The following is a 14,719-nucleotide window of genomic DNA, read 5'->3' as shown; positions in this document are numbered from 1 at the left end:
AAAAGATCGCAGCCTGCGGCAGCTCCTACAGACGAACGCATTTCAAATGCAGGAGCTGCCGCAGGCTGCGATCTTTTGTTCCTGATGCGCGAATAAGAAATATTTCCAAGTACGCCCTTTACACATAATGCGAAAGATTTGCATTATGTCGCAGTTTTGCGCACCCCCGCGCCAGTCCAATCAACTACCGAAGCAGGATGTTCGCCATGATTCGTATGCCTCTGGCTACCGCCAGTCTGCTGGCCATCGCTATTTCCCTCGCCGGTTGCGGCGAAGGCAAAGACAAGGCCGCCGCTCCGGCCGCACCGACGCCAGCCGCCAGCACCACCGCACCTGCGGCGGCGCCTGCCGCTGCCGGTAAAGTCGACGAAGCCGCCGCCAAGGCTGTGGTCGCGCACTACGCCGACATGGTCTTCGCCGTCTACAGCGATGCCGAATCTACCGCGAAAACCCTGCAGACCGCCGTCGACGCCTTCCTCGCCAAGCCGAACGCCGACACCCTGAAAGCCGCCAAGGCTGCATGGGTCGCTGCGCGCGTTCCGTACCTGCAGAGTGAAGTGTTTCGCTTCGGCAACACCATCATCGACGATTGGGAAGGTCAGGTTAACGCCTGGCCACTGGACGAGGGTCTGATCGACTACGTCGACAAATCCTACGAGCACGCACTGGGTAACCCGGGCGCCACTGCCAACATCATCGCCAACACCGAAGTTCAGGTCGGCGAAGACAAGGTCGACGTCAAGGACATCACCCCGGAAAAACTCGCCAGCCTCAACGAGCTGGGCGGTTCCGAAGCCAACGTCGCCACCGGCTACCACGCGATCGAATTCCTGCTCTGGGGCCAGGACCTCAACGGCACCGGTCCTGGCGCCGGCAACCGTCCGGCGTCGGACTACCTGGAAGGCGCCGGCGCCACTGGCGGTCACAACGATCGTCGCCGTGCCTACCTGAAGTCGGTGACCCAACTGCTGGTCAGCGACCTGGAAGAAATGGTCGGCAACTGGAAGCCGAACGTGGCTGACAACTACCGCGCCACCCTGGAAGCCGAGCCGGGCGAAAGCGGTCTGCGCAAAATGCTCTTCGGCATGGGCAGCCTCTCCCTCGGTGAACTGGCGGGCGAGCGCATGAAGGTTTCCCTGGAAGCCAACTCCCCTGAAGACGAGCAGGACTGCTTCAGCGACAACACCCACAACTCGCACTTCTACGATGCCAAAGGCATTCGTAATGTCTACCTGGGCGAGTACACCCGTGTTGATGGCACCAAGATGACCGGCGCCAGCCTGTCGTCGCTGGTGGCCAAGGCTGACCCGGCTGCCGACACCGCACTGAAAGCCGATCTGGCCGCTACCGAAGCGAAGATCCAGGTCATGGTCGATCACGCCAACAAGGGTGAGCACTACGACCAGTTGATCGCTGCCGGCAACACCGCGGGCAACCAGATCGTTCGTGACGCCATCGCATCGCTGGTCAAGCAGACCGGTTCGATCGAAGCCGCCGCCGGCAAACTGGGCATCAGCGACCTGAACCCGGACAACGCTGATCACGAGTTCTGATCACAGCGTCCGATTCAAAAAAGGCGACCTTCGGGTCGCCTTTTTCATGCCTGCCCTACACGGCCCATTGTAGGAGCTGCCGAAGGCTGCGATCTTTTGACTTTGCTTCTAAAAAAGACAGATCAAAAGATCGCAGCCTTCGGCAGCTCCTACAGGGGTTTTGCATTGCTCTTCAGATTTGCGCGATATCAAGCAAACGATAATTCCTCTTATTCAAACTCCTTCGCCCTGTTAGACTTTGCGCCTTCATTTTCGCCCGTCCGCAGGATGTCTGATGCCCTCGCTGCCTCTTCGCTTGTCCGCACTGTTGCTGGCCCTGGGCCTGAGTGCCTGCGATGACGCCCCGCGTTTCACCAAGGCTGAGCCGGGTGAAGCACGTTCGGGCGGTGCAGCGACCGTGCGCAAGACCGATCAGAACGCATTCTCCCTGCCCTCGGCCAACCTGCCACCGTCACGGCGAGTGGACTTCAGTGTCGGCAACAGTTTCTTCCGCAGCCCATGGGTGATCGCACCGTCGACCACCACTGCGCGCGATGGTCTCGGCCCGCTGTTCAACACCAACGCCTGCCAGAACTGCCACATCAAGGACGGTCGCGGCCATCCGCCAACGCCGGATGCCGCCAACGCGGTGTCGATGCTGGTGCGCCTGTCGATCCCTGATGCGCCGCAATTCGCCAAGCTCATTGAGCAGGTCGGCGTAGTGCCGGAGCCGGTCTACGGCGGCCAGTTCCAGGACATGGCCGTGCCCGGCGTAGCCCCCGAAGGCAAAGTGCGCGTCGATTACACGCCTGTGCCCGTGCGTTTCAAGGACGGTACCGAAGTCGAATTGCGCAAGCCAGTGTTGCAGATCACCCAACTGGGCTACGGCCCGATGCACCCGGACACGCGTTTCTCGGCCCGCGTTGCCCCGCCGATGATTGGTCTGGGCCTGCTCGAAGCGATCCCCGAAGAAGCGATTCTGGCCAACGCCACCGCGCAAGCCAAAGACAACAAAGGCATCAATGGCCGTCCCAATCAGGTCTGGGATGATGCGTTGCAGAAGACCGTCATGGGCAGATTCGGCTGGAAAGCCGGACAACCGAACCTCAATCAACAGAACGTCCACGCGTTTTCCGGCGACATGGGCCTCACCACCAGCCTGCGCCCCTTCGATGACTGCACCGACGCCCAAACCGCCTGCAAACAGGCACCGAACGGCAACGGCCCGGATGGCGAGCCGGAAGTCAGCGACAACATTCTGCGTCTGGTGCTGTTCTACAGCCGCAACCTCGCGGTACCTGCGCGGCGTGGCGTCAACGATCCTCAAGTGCTGGCCGGCAAGAACCTGTTTTTCCAGGCCGGCTGCCAGTCGTGCCATACACCGAAATACACCACCGCCGCCGACGCAGCCGAACCGGAACTGGCCAATCAGGTGATTCGCCCGTACAGCGATCTGCTGCTGCACGACATGGGCGAGGGTCTGGCTGACAACCGCACAGAATTCCAGGCCTCCGGTCGCGACTGGCGCACGCCGCCGTTGTGGGGCGTCGGTCTGACGCAAGCAGTCAGCGGTCACACCCAGTTTTTGCATGACGGTCGCGCGCGCAATCTGCTCGAAGCGGTGCTCTGGCACGGCGGCGAAGCGACGGCCGCGCAGCAACAGGTTTTGTCTTTCAATGCCGAGCAGCGCGCCGCGCTGCTGGCGTTCTTGAACTCACTTTAAACACTGAAAAAGAATCGGGAGCCCGACATGTTCCGTCCCAAGCTACTGTTCACCAGCCTTGCCGCGCTCGCCCTCGGTGCCTGCTCGCCGCAGGATCCGCAAGCGGTCACCTCGGCAGCCATCGCCAAATCAGTGATCCTGCCGACCTACACCCGTTGGGTCGAAGCCGACAAGCAACTGGCGGTCAGCGCCCTCGCCTACTGCCAGGGCAAAGAAACCCTGGAAACCGCGCGCGCCGACTTCCTCCATGCGCAGAAAGCCTGGGCCGAGCTGCAACCGCTGCTGATCGGTCCGCTGGCCGAGGGCAATCGTTCGTGGCAAGTGCAGTTCTGGCCGGACAAGAAGAACCTGGTTGGCCGTCAGGTCGAGCAACTGGTGGTCGCCCAGCCGCAGATCGACGCCGCCGCCCTGGCCAAGTCGAGCGTGGTCGTGCAAGGCCTGTCGGCTTACGAGTACATTCTGTTCGACGCCAAGCCTGACGTGGCCAACGCCGAACAGAAAGCCAAGTACTGCCCGCTGTTGATCGCCATTGGCGAACGGCAGAAGCAACTGGCCGAAGAGATTCTGCAGAGCTGGAACAACACCGACGGCATGCTCGCGCAGATGAGCAAGTTCCCCAACCAGCGCTACGCCGATTCCCACGAAGCGATCGCCGATCTGCTGCGCGTGCAGGTCACCGCACTGGACACTCTGAAGAAAAAACTCGGCACGCCAATGGGCCGCCAGAGCAAAGGCGTGCCTCAACCGTTCCAGGCCGATGCCTGGCGCAGCCAGTCCTCGCTGACCGCACTGGAAGCCAGCCTCGCCGCTGCCAAAACCGTCTGGGAAGGTGTCGACAACAAAGGCCTGCGCGCTCTGTTACCGGCTGAGCAGAAGCCACTGGCGGACAAAATCGACGCTGCCTACGCCGCTTCGCTGAAACTGTTCGACAGCACTCAGCGTTCGCTCGGCGATATGCTCGAAGACGACGCCGGTCGTCAGCAACTGAACGACATCTACGACAGCCTCAACGTCGTCCATCGCCTGCACGAAGGCGAACTGGCCAAGGCGCTGGGCATCCAACTGGGCTTCAACGCCAACGACGGTGACTGATGAGGGCAAGTGCCATGCTGCGACGTCAGGTGCTGACTTTAGGTAGTGCACTGCTGGGAGCAGTGACGCTGGGCGGCTGGACGCTGTTCAAACGCAAGGATCAGAGCCCGCTGTTGCTGTCGGCGCGCGACGACACCGACGGCAAGCACTACGCCGTCGGCTATCGGCTGGATGGCACGCGGGTGTTCGCCACCGAAGTCGGCCAACGCTGCCACGACATCATCAACCATCCGACGCAGCCGATTGCACTGTTCGTCGCACGTCGCCCGGGCACCGAGAGTTACCTGATCGACCTGCGCGACGGTAAGTTACTGCAGACGGTGACCTCGCAGCCGAACCGGCATTTCTACGGCCACGCCGTGGTGCACAAGGACGGCGAATACCTCTACGCCACCGAGAACGACACCACCGATCCCGGCCGTGGCTTGCTCGGCGTGTACAAGTTCGAAGGGGCGCGGCTGATACACACGGGCGAGATTTCCACCCATGGCCTCGGCCCGCATCAGGTTTCCTGGATGCCTGACGGCGAGACGCTGGTGGTGGCCAACGGCGGGATTCGTACCGAGGCGGAAAGCCGCGTCGACATGAACCTCAACGCCATGGAGCCGAGCCTGGTCTTGATGCAGCGCGACGGCACCCTGCTGAGCAAGGAAACCCTCGCCCAGCAGATGAACAGCGTGCGTCATTTGGGCATCGCCAGCGACGGCACCATCGTTGCCGGTCAGCAGTTCATGGGCGCCTCCCATGAGCGTTCGGAGCTGCTGGCGATCAAGCGTCCGGGGCAACCGTTCGTGGCATTCCCGGTGCCGGAGCATCAGTTGCAGTCGATGGGGCACTACACCGCCAGCGTCGCCGTGCACAGCGATTTGCGTCTGGTCGCGCTGACGGCACCGCGTGGCAATCGCTTCTTTATCTGGGATCTGGACAGCGGCGAAGTACGCCTCGACGCTCCATTGCCCGATTGCGCAGGCGTCGGTGCGGTGAAGGACGGTTTTGTCGTGACTTCCGGACAAGGGCGTTGCCGTTACTACGATTGCCGTCAGGATGAGCTGCTGGCCAAGCCGCTGGAATTGCCGGCGGGGCTCTGGGACAACCATCTGCACTTGATGGCGTAAAAAAGCCTTAAAAGATCGCAGCCTGCGGCAGCTCCTACCTTGGAATGCATTCCACTGTAGGAGCTGCCGAAGGCTGCGATCTTTTTGCGCCCCCCTGTAAAAACTGCCAGTTGGAATCCCCCCTGCACTCGGAGTAATGTGCCCGCCTGTCTCACCTGATTTATCCAAGGAACTGGAAATATGCTGCGTCGCCGCATGCTGATCATGTTGGGTGTTGTTTTGTTGATCGTCCTGGTGCTGGGCGGGTACAAAGCCTTTTCGATCTACACGATGATCCAGGGCTTTTCCAAGCCGAAACCGCCGATCAGCGTCGCCGTGGCCAATGCCACCGAGCAGCCGTGGCAGATGCGTTTGCCCACCGTTGGCTCTCTCAAGGCGCTGCAGGGTGTCGAGCTAAGCCTGGAAGTGGCCGGCACCGTCACCGAACTCAAGTTCGAATCCGGCCAGAAGGTCAAGGCCGGGCAGCCGCTGCTGCAACTCGACAGTGGCGTCGAAACCGCCCTGCTGGAAACCGCCAAGGCTGATCTGGGTCTGGCACAACTGGACTTCGGCCGTGGCGCGCAATTGGTCGACAGCCGCGCGATCTCCAAAGGCGAGTACGACCGGCTCTCCGCCGTGCTGCAAAAGAACAAAGCCACGGTCAATCAGCTCAACGCTTCGCTGGCGAAAAAACGCATCCTCGCGCCGTTCAGCGGCACCATCGGCATCCGTCAGGTCGACGTCGGCGACTACCTCGCCAGCGGCACCAAAATCGCCACACTGCAGGACTTGAGCAGCCTCTACGCCGACTTCTACCTGCCCGAACAATCGGTGCCTAAACTGGCCATCGGTCAGCCGGTGCAGATCGCTGTCGCCGCGTATCCCAAGCAGAACTTCGCCGGCAAGATCAGCGCGATCAACCCGATCGTCGAAAGCACTACGCGCAACATTCTGGTTCGCGCCACGCTGGCCAACCCGGACGGCAAATTGCTCCCGGGCATGTTCGCCAGCCTCGAGGTGTTGCTGCCCGATCCGCAGAAACACATCGTCGTGCCGGAGAGTGCGATCACCTACACCCTCTACGGCAACTCGATCTACGTGGTCGGGCAGAAGAAAGCCGAGGACGGCAGCGTCGAAAAGGATGACAAGGGCCAACCGGTGCTGATCGCCGAACGCCGCTTCATCGAAACCGGTGAGCGCCGCGATGGCCTGGTGATGATCAACAAGGGCGTGCAGAGCGGCGAACAAGTGGTGACGGCCGGCCAGATCAAACTGGACAACGGTGCTCACATCGCCATCAGCGACGACAAGACCCTCGGCGAGCAGAACAGTCCGCCCCGCGCCGACTGATCAAGGAATTCCCATGGCTTTTACCGATCCGTTCATCCGCCGCCCGGTGCTCGCCACCGTGGTCAGCCTGTTGATTGTGCTGCTGGGCTTTCAAGCCTGGAGCAAGTTGCCGCTGCGCCAATACCCGCAAATGGAAAACGCCCTGATCACGGTCACTACGGCTTATCCCGGGGCCAACGCCGAAACCATTCAGGGCTACATCACCCAGCCGATGCAGCAGAGCCTGGCCAGCGCCGAGGGCATCGACTACATGACCTCGGTCAGTCGCCAGAATTTCTCGGTGATTTCGATTTACGCGCGCATCGGTTCCAACACCGACCGCTTGTTCACCGAACTGCTGGCCAAGGCCAACGAGGTGAAAAACAAGCTGCCGCAGGACGCCGAAGACCCGGTGCTGAGCAAGGAGTCCGCCGACGCCTCGGCGCTGATGTACATCAGCTTCTTCAGCAAGGATCTGAGCAACCCGCAGATCACCGACTACCTGTCACGGGTAATCCAGCCAAAACTGGCGACCCTGCCGGGCATGGCCGAGGCGGAAATTCTCGGCAATCAGGTGTTCGCCATGCGCCTGTGGCTCGACCCGGTGAAGCTCGCAGGTTTCGGCCTCAGCGCCAACGATGTGACCAACGCCGTGCGCCAGTACAACTTCCTCTCCGCTGCCGGCGAAGTGAAAGGCGAGTACGTGGTCACCAGCATCAACGCCAACACCGAACTGAAATCCGCCGAAGCCTTCGCGGCGATTCCGCTCAAGGTCAGTGGCGACAGCCGCGTGCTGCTCAGCGATGTCGCGCGGGTGGAAATGGGCGCAGAAAACTACGATTCGATCAGCTCGTTCGGCGGCACGCCGTCGGTGTACATCGGCATCAAGGCCACCCCCGGCGCCAACCCGCTGGATGTGATCAAGGAAGTGCGCAAGCTGATGCCGGAGCTGGAAGCGCAACTGCCGCCGAACCTCAAGAGCGAGATCGCCTACGACGCCACGCTGTTTATTCAGGCTTCGATTGATGAAGTGGTGAAAACCCTGTTCGAAGCGGTGCTGATCGTCATCGTTGTGGTGTTCCTGTTCCTCGGCGCATTGCGTTCGGTGGTGATCCCGGTGGTGACCATTCCGCTGTCGATGATCGGCGTGATGTTCTTCATGCAGATGATGGGCTACTCAATGAACCTGCTGACGCTGCTGGCAATGGTGCTGGCGATCGGTCTGGTGGTGGACGATGCGATTGTTGTGGTGGAAAACATCCACCGGCATATCGAGGAAGGCAAAACGCCGTTTGATGCGGCGCTGGAAGGTGCACGGGAAATCGCCATGCCGGTGGTGTCGATGACCATCACCCTGGCGGCGGTGTATGCGCCGATCGGCTTTCTCACCGGGCTGACCGGGGCGTTGTTCAAGGAATTTGCGTTGACCCTGGCCGGCGCCGTGGTGATTTCCGGGATTGTCGCCCTGACCCTGTCACCGATGATGTGCGCGTTCTTGCTGCGCCACGAGGAAAATCCCAGCGGCCTGGCGCATCGCCTCGATCGTATTTTCGATGGCCTCAAGCGCCGCTATCAAAGCATGCTGCACGGCACACTGAACACGCGGCCGGTGGTGCTGGTGTTCGCGGTGATCGTATTGTGCCTGATCCCGGTGTTCCTCAAGTTCACCAAATCGGAGCTGGCCCCGGACGAAGATCAGGGCATCATTTTCATGATGGCCACTGCGCCGCAGCCAACCAACCTCGATTACCTGAGCACCTACACCGACGAATTCATCAAGATCTTCAAGGAGTTTCCGGAGTACTACTCGTCGTTCCAGATCAACGGCTACAACGGTGTGCAGGCGGGCATCGGCGGCTTCCTGCTCAAGCCGTGGAACGAACGCAGTCGTACGCAAATGGAAATCCTCCCGGAGGTGCAAGGCAAGCTGGAAGGTATTCCGGGCCTGCAGATTTTCGGTTTCAACCTGCCTTCCCTGCCCGGCACCGGCGAAGGCTTGCCGTTCGAGTTCGTGGTCAACACCGCCAACGACTACGAGTTGTTGTTACAGGTCGCCGACCGGATCAAGAAACGTGCGATGGAGTCGGGCAAGTTCGCCTTCGTCGATCTCGATCTGGCGTTCGACAAACCCGAGGTGGTGGTCGACATCGACCGCGCCAAAGCAGCGCAGATGGGCGTATCGATGCAGGACCTCGGTGGCACCCTCGCCACCCTGTTGGGCGAAGCGGAAATCAATCGTTTCACCATTGAAGGGCGCAGCTACAAGGTGATCGCTCAGGTCGAGCGCCCCTATCGCGACAACCCGGACTGGCTGAACAATTACTACGTGAAAAACACCCAGGGTGAGTTGCTGCCACTGTCGACACTGATCAAGGTCAGCGACCGCGCCCGACCGCGCCAGCTCAACCAGTTCCAGCAACTCAACGCGGCGAAAATCTCCGGTTTCCCGTTGGTGAGCATGGGTGAAGCCATCGACACCGTGTTGCAGATCGCCCGCGAAGAAGCGCCAGCCGGATTTGCTTTCGACTACGGCGGCGCTTCACGCCAGTTCGTCCAGGAAGGCAGCGCCTTGTGGGTAACCTTTGCGCTGGCGCTGGCGATTATCTTTCTGGTGCTGGCGGCGCAGTTCGAGAGTTTCCGCGATCCGCTGGTGATTCTGGTGACGGTGCCGTTATCGATTTGTGGCGCGTTGATTCCGCTGTTCCTTGGCTGGTCGAGCATGAACATCTACACCCAGGTCGGGTTGGTGACGCTGATCGGGCTGATCAGCAAGCATGGGATCCTGATCGTCGAGTTCGCCAACCAGTTGCGTAAGGACAAGGGCCTGACGGCGCGTGAAGCCGTTGAGGAAGCGGCGGCGATTCGCTTGCGGCCGGTGTTGATGACCACAGCGGCGATGGTGTTTGGCATGGTGCCGCTGATTCTCGCCACGGGCGCGGGTGCGGTCAGCCGTTTTGATATCGGCATGGTGATTGCCACGGGGATGTCGATTGGCACGTTGTTTACGCTGTTTGTGCTGCCCTGCGTTTACACCCTGCTGGCGAAACCCGATAAGCCTTGAAAGCAAAAGATCGCAGCCTTCGGCAGCTCCTACACCGCCCCATGTAGGAGCTGCCGAAGGCTGCGATCTTTTGATCTTGCTTGCATAAAAAAAGGCCTCGCATCTGCGAGGCCTTTTATGTGGGCTTCAATCTGTTCAACTTTGTGGCCTCATCCCTTGAGAAAGTCCGAACATGAACAACAACAGATCATGATCAGGTTTGGTCGCCACGGAGGCTTTCGCCACCCGTGGGACTGCGCAGTGGGCGTCGTCTACGGACGCGCCCACCACCTGCATGCGGGGCTGCTCCCAGGCAGCCACCGCCAATGACGCAACTGCCAAGGCTCCAACCAAAAACAAACCTCGTGCAATTTCTAGTTTCATCGCTATAAACCTTTGATAGCGCTGCCAAACGCCGTCTCATAAAAGTAGACGAGTTTTTTCCAGTCCGCGTCGCGGAACGACGAGTGGCGGCGCAATTGCTTCATGTCGTGGGAAGCGGCGCGATAGGCGGTCAGACGCTGGCGGCATTTCTCCAGATCGATCAAGGCGACCTCGACCTTGGCCGACTCGCCTTCGCCCGTCACGCGCACAAACACGTGTTTGATGTAGATGCAGCTGTGCTGCCAACGGCCCTTGTGCATGCGCGCCAGGTTTTCGGCGAGGTCCTTGAGCACACGCTCATACACCACATCGCCGCACTGATCACGACCGCCGGCGGCCGCCAGCCAGTGTTCCAGTTCCTGGAAACCGTCCAGGGACTTGGTGACCAAAAGTGCACGCCACTTGTGTTGCGGATCAGGCTGAGCGCCGCAGAAAACGATCTCCGGCACGCGAACACCGAGCTTGCTCACGCCGGTCAGCGCGTCAAGCTCACGCAAAACGGTAGGACGGCCAAAAGGGTGCAACCAGCTGCGGTAGATATGACCGGTCTGGCGCTTGGCATACAGCAGTTGACCATCGCGCCCCACGACCCTTTGCACGCCACTTTCCCCGCCACGTCGAACATTGGGTTCTTCCACCCACTCGCCGCGCTGGTTCCAGTAAAAGTCAAAGCGATCTTGCGGAGCGACATCCGTTTCTGCTGCAAATTGCACTGCCATCCTGTTACCTCTTGCGTAATACGTAAACCCGCCACATGGCGTAGAGCGGAATAAAGTCCAGTTGTTCCTGAATCCGAAAACCTGCTTCCTCGAACTCCTTTTCCACCGTAGCGGCCGGTAACACAAAGCGATTCTGATACTCGCGTTTGTCACGGTTGCGCTCGGCTCGCTGGCGTTTCCAGGCTTTGAAATTGCCATCAACCCACAACGAAACGATCACACTGTCGCGGGTGACGCGCTCGAATTCGCGCAGAATCGCCCGGCGATGCTCGGCTTCACCGATGTGGTGGAGCAGACGCATGCAGAAAATGCTGTCGACGGCGTTGTCAGGCAAGGCAATGTCGAAGGCAGATGTGTGCAAGGGTTGTACCCGTTTCACCACATCGGCCGGTTGCGACTGCATGGCCGTCTTGATCATCGATTCGGAATTGTCCGCGCCGATAATCACCCGGTTGGCTTTTTCGCCCAACAGGGGCCAGAAGCGCCCGGCACCGCAAGGCAGATCCAGCACCAGCCCCGGATCGCCAACGGACGCCAGCGCCTTGCGGGCCATCTGTTCGTCACGCCAGTGGGAGAGCCGCCGTCCAAGGCTTTCTTTGTGCTTGCGCAGGTATTTTTGCGCGTGTTGATCGTCGTACTTCTCGGAAAAATCGAGTTTGATCGGACCGGCCATCACCTGAACTCCTGAATTGCTGATGTCACCACCTTAAGGAGCGGTGTGTCAGCGTCAGGTCATCCATTTGTGAAAAAAATGTCCGGTAAACAGACAAATTATTACAGCGTTATACAGGATTTAGACAGGAAGGAGGGAGTAGCATCGAGCCACTCCGTGCGTCAGATTTTGCCCAGATCCACCTCGAAGCGGCAGCCATTGGGTTCCATCGTGCTGAGACTGACGGTCCAGCCCTGGTTCTCGCAGATCCGCTGAACCAGCGACAATCCCAGGCCCAGCCCCTCGCCGCGCTTTTCGCTGCCACGCACGAAAGGCTCGAACATGGCTTCACGTTTTTCTTCCGGAATGCCGACACCGGAGTCTTCCACCACAAAGCCGTTGGCCGTGAGTGTCAGGCGAATAAAGCCCTTCTCGGTGTAGTGACAAGCGTTGCGCAACAGGTTGCCCATCACCGCGGTCAACAACGTTGCGTTGTAGCAGGTGTGTGGCGGATTGCCCGGTTCGAACTGCAAGGTCAGCCCTTTGCTTTCGATCGACTCTCGCCACACACACAACAGGCTGTCCGCGACTTGGGCGAGATTCTGTTGCGGTGCCGAACCGGCATCTTCGCGCTGGGAGCGGGCGAGCATAAGGAAGGTCTGCACCAGTTCGCGCATTTCTTCACTGGCCCGGGCAATGCGCTGGACCTGGTTGCGCCCACGCTGATCGATGGCCGGGTTTTCCATCAGCAATTCGCATGAGCTGGCCAAGACCATCAGCGGCGTGCGCAATTCGTGACTGACATCGCTGGTGAACAGTCTTTCACGCGTCAGCGCCTGACGCAGGCGCCCCAGCGTGGCATCGAACGCCACCGCCAGCTCGCCAACTTCGTCAGCCGCGTAATCCGGCGCCAACGGCGGCGCCAGGCCGAGCAACTGATCGCGATGGCGCACCTGCCGGGCCAGGCGCACCACCGGTGCCATCACCTTGCGTGCGAGCACCCACCCGAGGAATACCGCCAGGGCCAGACTGAGCACAAAGCCGACCAGCACCACGGCAAACAGTACGCGCTCGCGCTCTTCGAAATCACTTTGATCCTGCAGCAGCACATAACGTCGACCGTCAACGACCTCGACCATCGCGTGATACGACAGCTGCTCGCGGAACACTTCATGGAAACCGGAATCGAGGTGGCGCAGGTCCTTGGGCAGCTCGAAATCCCCCGGCCCGCCACTGAAATAGAACAACTGGTCGGGTTCCGGGCGATGGCTCCAGTCCGAGACGTTGTCCATCAGCAGAAGCCGTTGCAGATCGCCGCCCAGCCCCGCCGAAATCAACTTCTCTTCCACCAGGTGCACGGTCGCGACGATGCCCATCGCGAAGGCGCCGGCCACAAGTGCGCTCATCAAGGCAAAGGCAATGATGATCCGCTGGGAAAGACTTTGCCTGAACTCCATTACACGTCGGCCAGCCGGTAACCCACCCCGTGCACGGTGTGCAGCAGTGGTTTGGCGAAAGGTTTATCAATGACTTGTCGCAGTTGGTGAACGTGGCTGCGCAGGCTGTCGCTGTCGGGACAATCATCGCCCCACAGCGCTTCTTCGAGAATTTCCCGGCGCAGCACGTGCGGGCTCTTCTGCATCAAAACGGCCAGCAGCTTCAGGCCGACCGGGTTGAGCTTAAGCAATTTGCCCTCACGGGTGACCTCCAGCGTATCGAGGTCGTAGCTCAGATCACCGACCTGCAACGCCCGACGACCGCCACCCTGGGTGCGGCGCATCACCGCTTCGACGCGCGCGGCCAGTTCGGACAAGGCAAAAGGTTTGACCAGGTAATCGTCCGCCCCGGACTTGAAACCCTGCAAACGATCGTCCAGTTGATCGCGAGCGGTGAGCATGATCACCGGTGTGTCCCGACGGGCATCTTCACGCAGGCGTTTGCACAGGGTGTAGCCATCGATGCCCGGCAGCATGATGTCGAGCACGATCAGGTCGTAATGCTCGGTGGCCGCCAGATGCAGGCCCGACAGGCCGTCCTGGGCGCAATCGACGGTATAGCCCTTGAGGCCCAGATAATCGGCCAGATTGGCCAGGATGTCGCGGTTGTCTTCGACCAATAGAATTCGCATGGGCACCTCCTCCGTACGGGGTAACGGCCGTCTTGGCCCGCGCAGCTTACGGCCAAGTGTGGCTCAGGGCTAGGCGTGCGTCGGGTTGTCTGGCAAGAAAAACGCTCATTGCGCCTGCCAACGTTTTTTTCACCTTCGGTTAACAAATCGGCGACGCCAGCGCGCGCAGACTCCGCGCGGTTGCGCTCTTCAGACTCCACTTACGACCAAGGAATTGCCCATGGTGTCGACTTCTGCCCGCCCTGCTTCCAGACCGCTGAACCTGTGGCTGTGCCTGGGAATACCCACCATTGCGGCGATCGTTCTGGTGCTGCTTGAACTGACCGACCTGGATATGGATCTGGCCCGGCTGTTCTATGACCCGGTGGCTGGCGACTTTATTGGCCGCCACAGTTTTTTCCTGGAAGACATCCTGCACGATCGCGCCAAACAAGTGGTGATCGCGTTTTCGGTGTTTGCGGTGCTGGGTTTTCTCGGCTCGTTTTTCATCGCCAGACTGAAGCCCTTCAAACGTGAGCTGGGCTGTCTGGTGCTGTCGCTGGGCCTGGCAACCTCATTCGTCACCCCTGTCAAAGCCGTGACGGCAGTGCAGTGCCCATGGAGCCTGGAGCAATTCGGCGGCCATGAAACCTACAGCAAACTGATGGAACATCGTCCTCAGACCGACAAACCCGGCCGTTGCTGGCCTGGTGGGCATGCGGCGACGGGGTTCACCTTGTTTGCGCTGTTCTTTGTCCTGCGTGATCGCCGTCCGCGTCTGGCCCGTCAGGCGTTTATCTTTGCCTTTGCGCTGGGTTCGGTATTTTCGATCAGCCGGATGATGCAGGGTGCGCACTTCTTCTCGCACAACGTGTGGACAGCGATTTTCTGCTGGCTGATTTGCCTGGGGTCGTATTACTGGGTGCTGTATCGCCCGGCGGTGAAAACCGAGGGTGTCGTCCAGGCACAACCGGTCAGCGTCTGATCTGACGCGATCGCTGGCAAGCCAGCTCCCACAGGATTGGTGTCGAGCACACATTTTGTGAA

At 60.3% G+C, this 14,719-nt stretch carries 12 protein-coding genes; 7 read left to right on the top strand and 5 right to left on the bottom strand.

Going from position 1 to position 14,719, the window contains the following annotated elements; genetic code table 11:
* Positions 1-206 precede the first annotated feature (206 nt).
* The 6 genes from M9827_RS17585 to M9827_RS17560 all read left to right on the top strand — a co-directional run bounded on the left by M9827_RS17585 (position 207) and on the right by M9827_RS17560 (position 9,831).
* The gene (locus M9827_RS17585) at positions 207-1,553 is read left to right on the top strand and encodes an imelysin family protein (protein WP_016986681.1); all 1,347 of its coding nucleotides are present in this window, start codon (positions 207-209) and stop codon (positions 1,551-1,553) included.
* 274 nt (positions 1,554-1,827) lie between these two features.
* Positions 1,828-3,255: a di-heme oxidoreductase family protein gene (locus M9827_RS17580; RefSeq protein WP_250606370.1), complete on the top strand. Its 1,428-nt coding sequence runs from the start codon at positions 1,828-1,830 to the stop codon at positions 3,253-3,255.
* A 27-nt stretch (positions 3,256-3,282) separates the two neighbouring features.
* Entirely contained in the window at positions 3,283-4,347 is a 1,065-nt protein-coding gene (locus M9827_RS17575; RefSeq protein ID WP_250606369.1) for an imelysin family protein, read from the top strand.
* 14 nt (positions 4,348-4,361) lie between these two features.
* Positions 4,362-5,462: a DUF1513 domain-containing protein gene (locus M9827_RS17570; protein ID WP_250606368.1), complete on the top strand. Its 1,101-nt coding sequence runs from the start codon at positions 4,362-4,364 to the stop codon at positions 5,460-5,462.
* A gap of 180 nt (positions 5,463-5,642) precedes the next feature.
* Positions 5,643-6,791 carry an efflux RND transporter periplasmic adaptor subunit gene (locus M9827_RS17565; protein ID WP_123453749.1) on the top strand — a complete coding sequence of 383 codons (1,149 nt, stop codon included), beginning with the start codon at positions 5,643-5,645 and terminating at the stop codon, positions 6,789-6,791.
* 13 nt (positions 6,792-6,804) lie between these two features.
* Positions 6,805-9,831: a multidrug efflux RND transporter permease subunit gene (locus tag M9827_RS17560; RefSeq protein ID WP_250606367.1), complete on the top strand. Its 3,027-nt coding sequence runs from the start codon at positions 6,805-6,807 to the stop codon at positions 9,829-9,831.
* Positions 9,832-9,966: 135 nt separating this feature from the next.
* On the opposite strand, the gene M9827_RS17555 is transcribed toward M9827_RS17560, so the two are convergent.
* The 5 genes from M9827_RS17555 to colR all read right to left on the bottom strand — a co-directional run bounded on the left by M9827_RS17555 (position 9,967) and on the right by colR (position 13,693).
* On the bottom strand, positions 9,967-10,194 hold the full coding sequence (locus tag M9827_RS17555; RefSeq protein WP_034153490.1) for a hypothetical protein: 228 nt from the start codon (positions 10,192-10,194) through the stop codon (positions 9,967-9,969).
* 2 nt (positions 10,195-10,196) lie between these two features.
* Positions 10,197-10,913: a lipopolysaccharide kinase InaA family protein gene (locus M9827_RS17550; protein ID WP_007916599.1), complete on the bottom strand. Its 717-nt coding sequence runs from the start codon at positions 10,911-10,913 to the stop codon at positions 10,197-10,199.
* 4 nt (positions 10,914-10,917) lie between these two features.
* The gene (locus M9827_RS17545; RefSeq protein ID WP_250606366.1) at positions 10,918-11,586 is read right to left on the bottom strand and encodes a class I SAM-dependent methyltransferase; all 669 of its coding nucleotides are present in this window, start codon (positions 11,584-11,586) and stop codon (positions 10,918-10,920) included.
* 161 nt (positions 11,587-11,747) lie between these two features.
* Positions 11,748-13,022, bottom strand: a complete 1,275-nt coding sequence (locus tag M9827_RS17540) for a sensor histidine kinase (RefSeq protein WP_250606365.1) — start codon at positions 13,020-13,022, stop codon at positions 11,748-11,750.
* Positions 13,022-13,693, bottom strand: a complete 672-nt coding sequence (gene colR / locus M9827_RS17535) for a two-component system response regulator ColR (RefSeq protein ID WP_250606364.1) — start codon at positions 13,691-13,693, stop codon at positions 13,022-13,024. Before colR ends, M9827_RS17540 begins: the two co-directional genes overlap by 1 nt.
* A gap of 220 nt (positions 13,694-13,913) precedes the next feature.
* Between colR and M9827_RS17530 the strand changes: the two genes are divergently transcribed.
* A complete protein-coding gene (locus M9827_RS17530) occupies positions 13,914-14,657 on the top strand; it encodes a phosphatase PAP2 family protein (protein WP_250606363.1) in 744 nt (247 codons plus the stop codon).
* Positions 14,658-14,719 lie beyond the last annotated feature (62 nt).

It is taken from the genome of Pseudomonas sp. AKS31 (assembly GCF_023634765.1).
GTDB lineage: Bacteria > Pseudomonadota > Gammaproteobacteria > Pseudomonadales > Pseudomonadaceae > Aquipseudomonas.
The sequence above is the reverse complement of the archived record's forward strand: the minus strand, read 5'-3'. Positions and strand labels throughout refer to the sequence as shown.

Coding starts and splice junctions, on each gene's coding strand:
- M9827_RS17585 (WP_016986681.1), top strand. CDS start 207: ATGATTCGTATGCCTCTGGCTACCGCCAGTCTGCTGGCCATCGCTATT.
- M9827_RS17580 (WP_250606370.1), top strand. CDS start 1,828: ATGCCCTCGCTGCCTCTTCGCTTGTCCGCACTGTTGCTGGCCCTGGGC.
- M9827_RS17575 (WP_250606369.1), top strand. CDS start 3,283: ATGTTCCGTCCCAAGCTACTGTTCACCAGCCTTGCCGCGCTCGCCCTC.
- M9827_RS17570 (WP_250606368.1), top strand. CDS start 4,362: ATGCTGCGACGTCAGGTGCTGACTTTAGGTAGTGCACTGCTGGGAGCA.
- M9827_RS17565 (WP_123453749.1), top strand. CDS start 5,643: ATGCTGCGTCGCCGCATGCTGATCATGTTGGGTGTTGTTTTGTTGATC.
- M9827_RS17560 (WP_250606367.1), top strand. CDS start 6,805: ATGGCTTTTACCGATCCGTTCATCCGCCGCCCGGTGCTCGCCACCGTG.
- M9827_RS17555 (WP_034153490.1), bottom strand. CDS start 10,194: ATGAAACTAGAAATTGCACGAGGTTTGTTTTTGGTTGGAGCCTTGGCA.
- M9827_RS17550 (WP_007916599.1), bottom strand. CDS start 10,913: ATGGCAGTGCAATTTGCAGCAGAAACGGATGTCGCTCCGCAAGATCGC.
- M9827_RS17545 (WP_250606366.1), bottom strand. CDS start 11,586: ATGGCCGGTCCGATCAAACTCGATTTTTCCGAGAAGTACGACGATCAA.
- M9827_RS17540 (WP_250606365.1), bottom strand. CDS start 13,022: ATGGAGTTCAGGCAAAGTCTTTCCCAGCGGATCATCATTGCCTTTGCC.
- colR (WP_250606364.1), bottom strand. CDS start 13,693: ATGCGAATTCTATTGGTCGAAGACAACCGCGACATCCTGGCCAATCTG.
- M9827_RS17530 (WP_250606363.1), top strand. CDS start 13,914: ATGGTGTCGACTTCTGCCCGCCCTGCTTCCAGACCGCTGAACCTGTGG.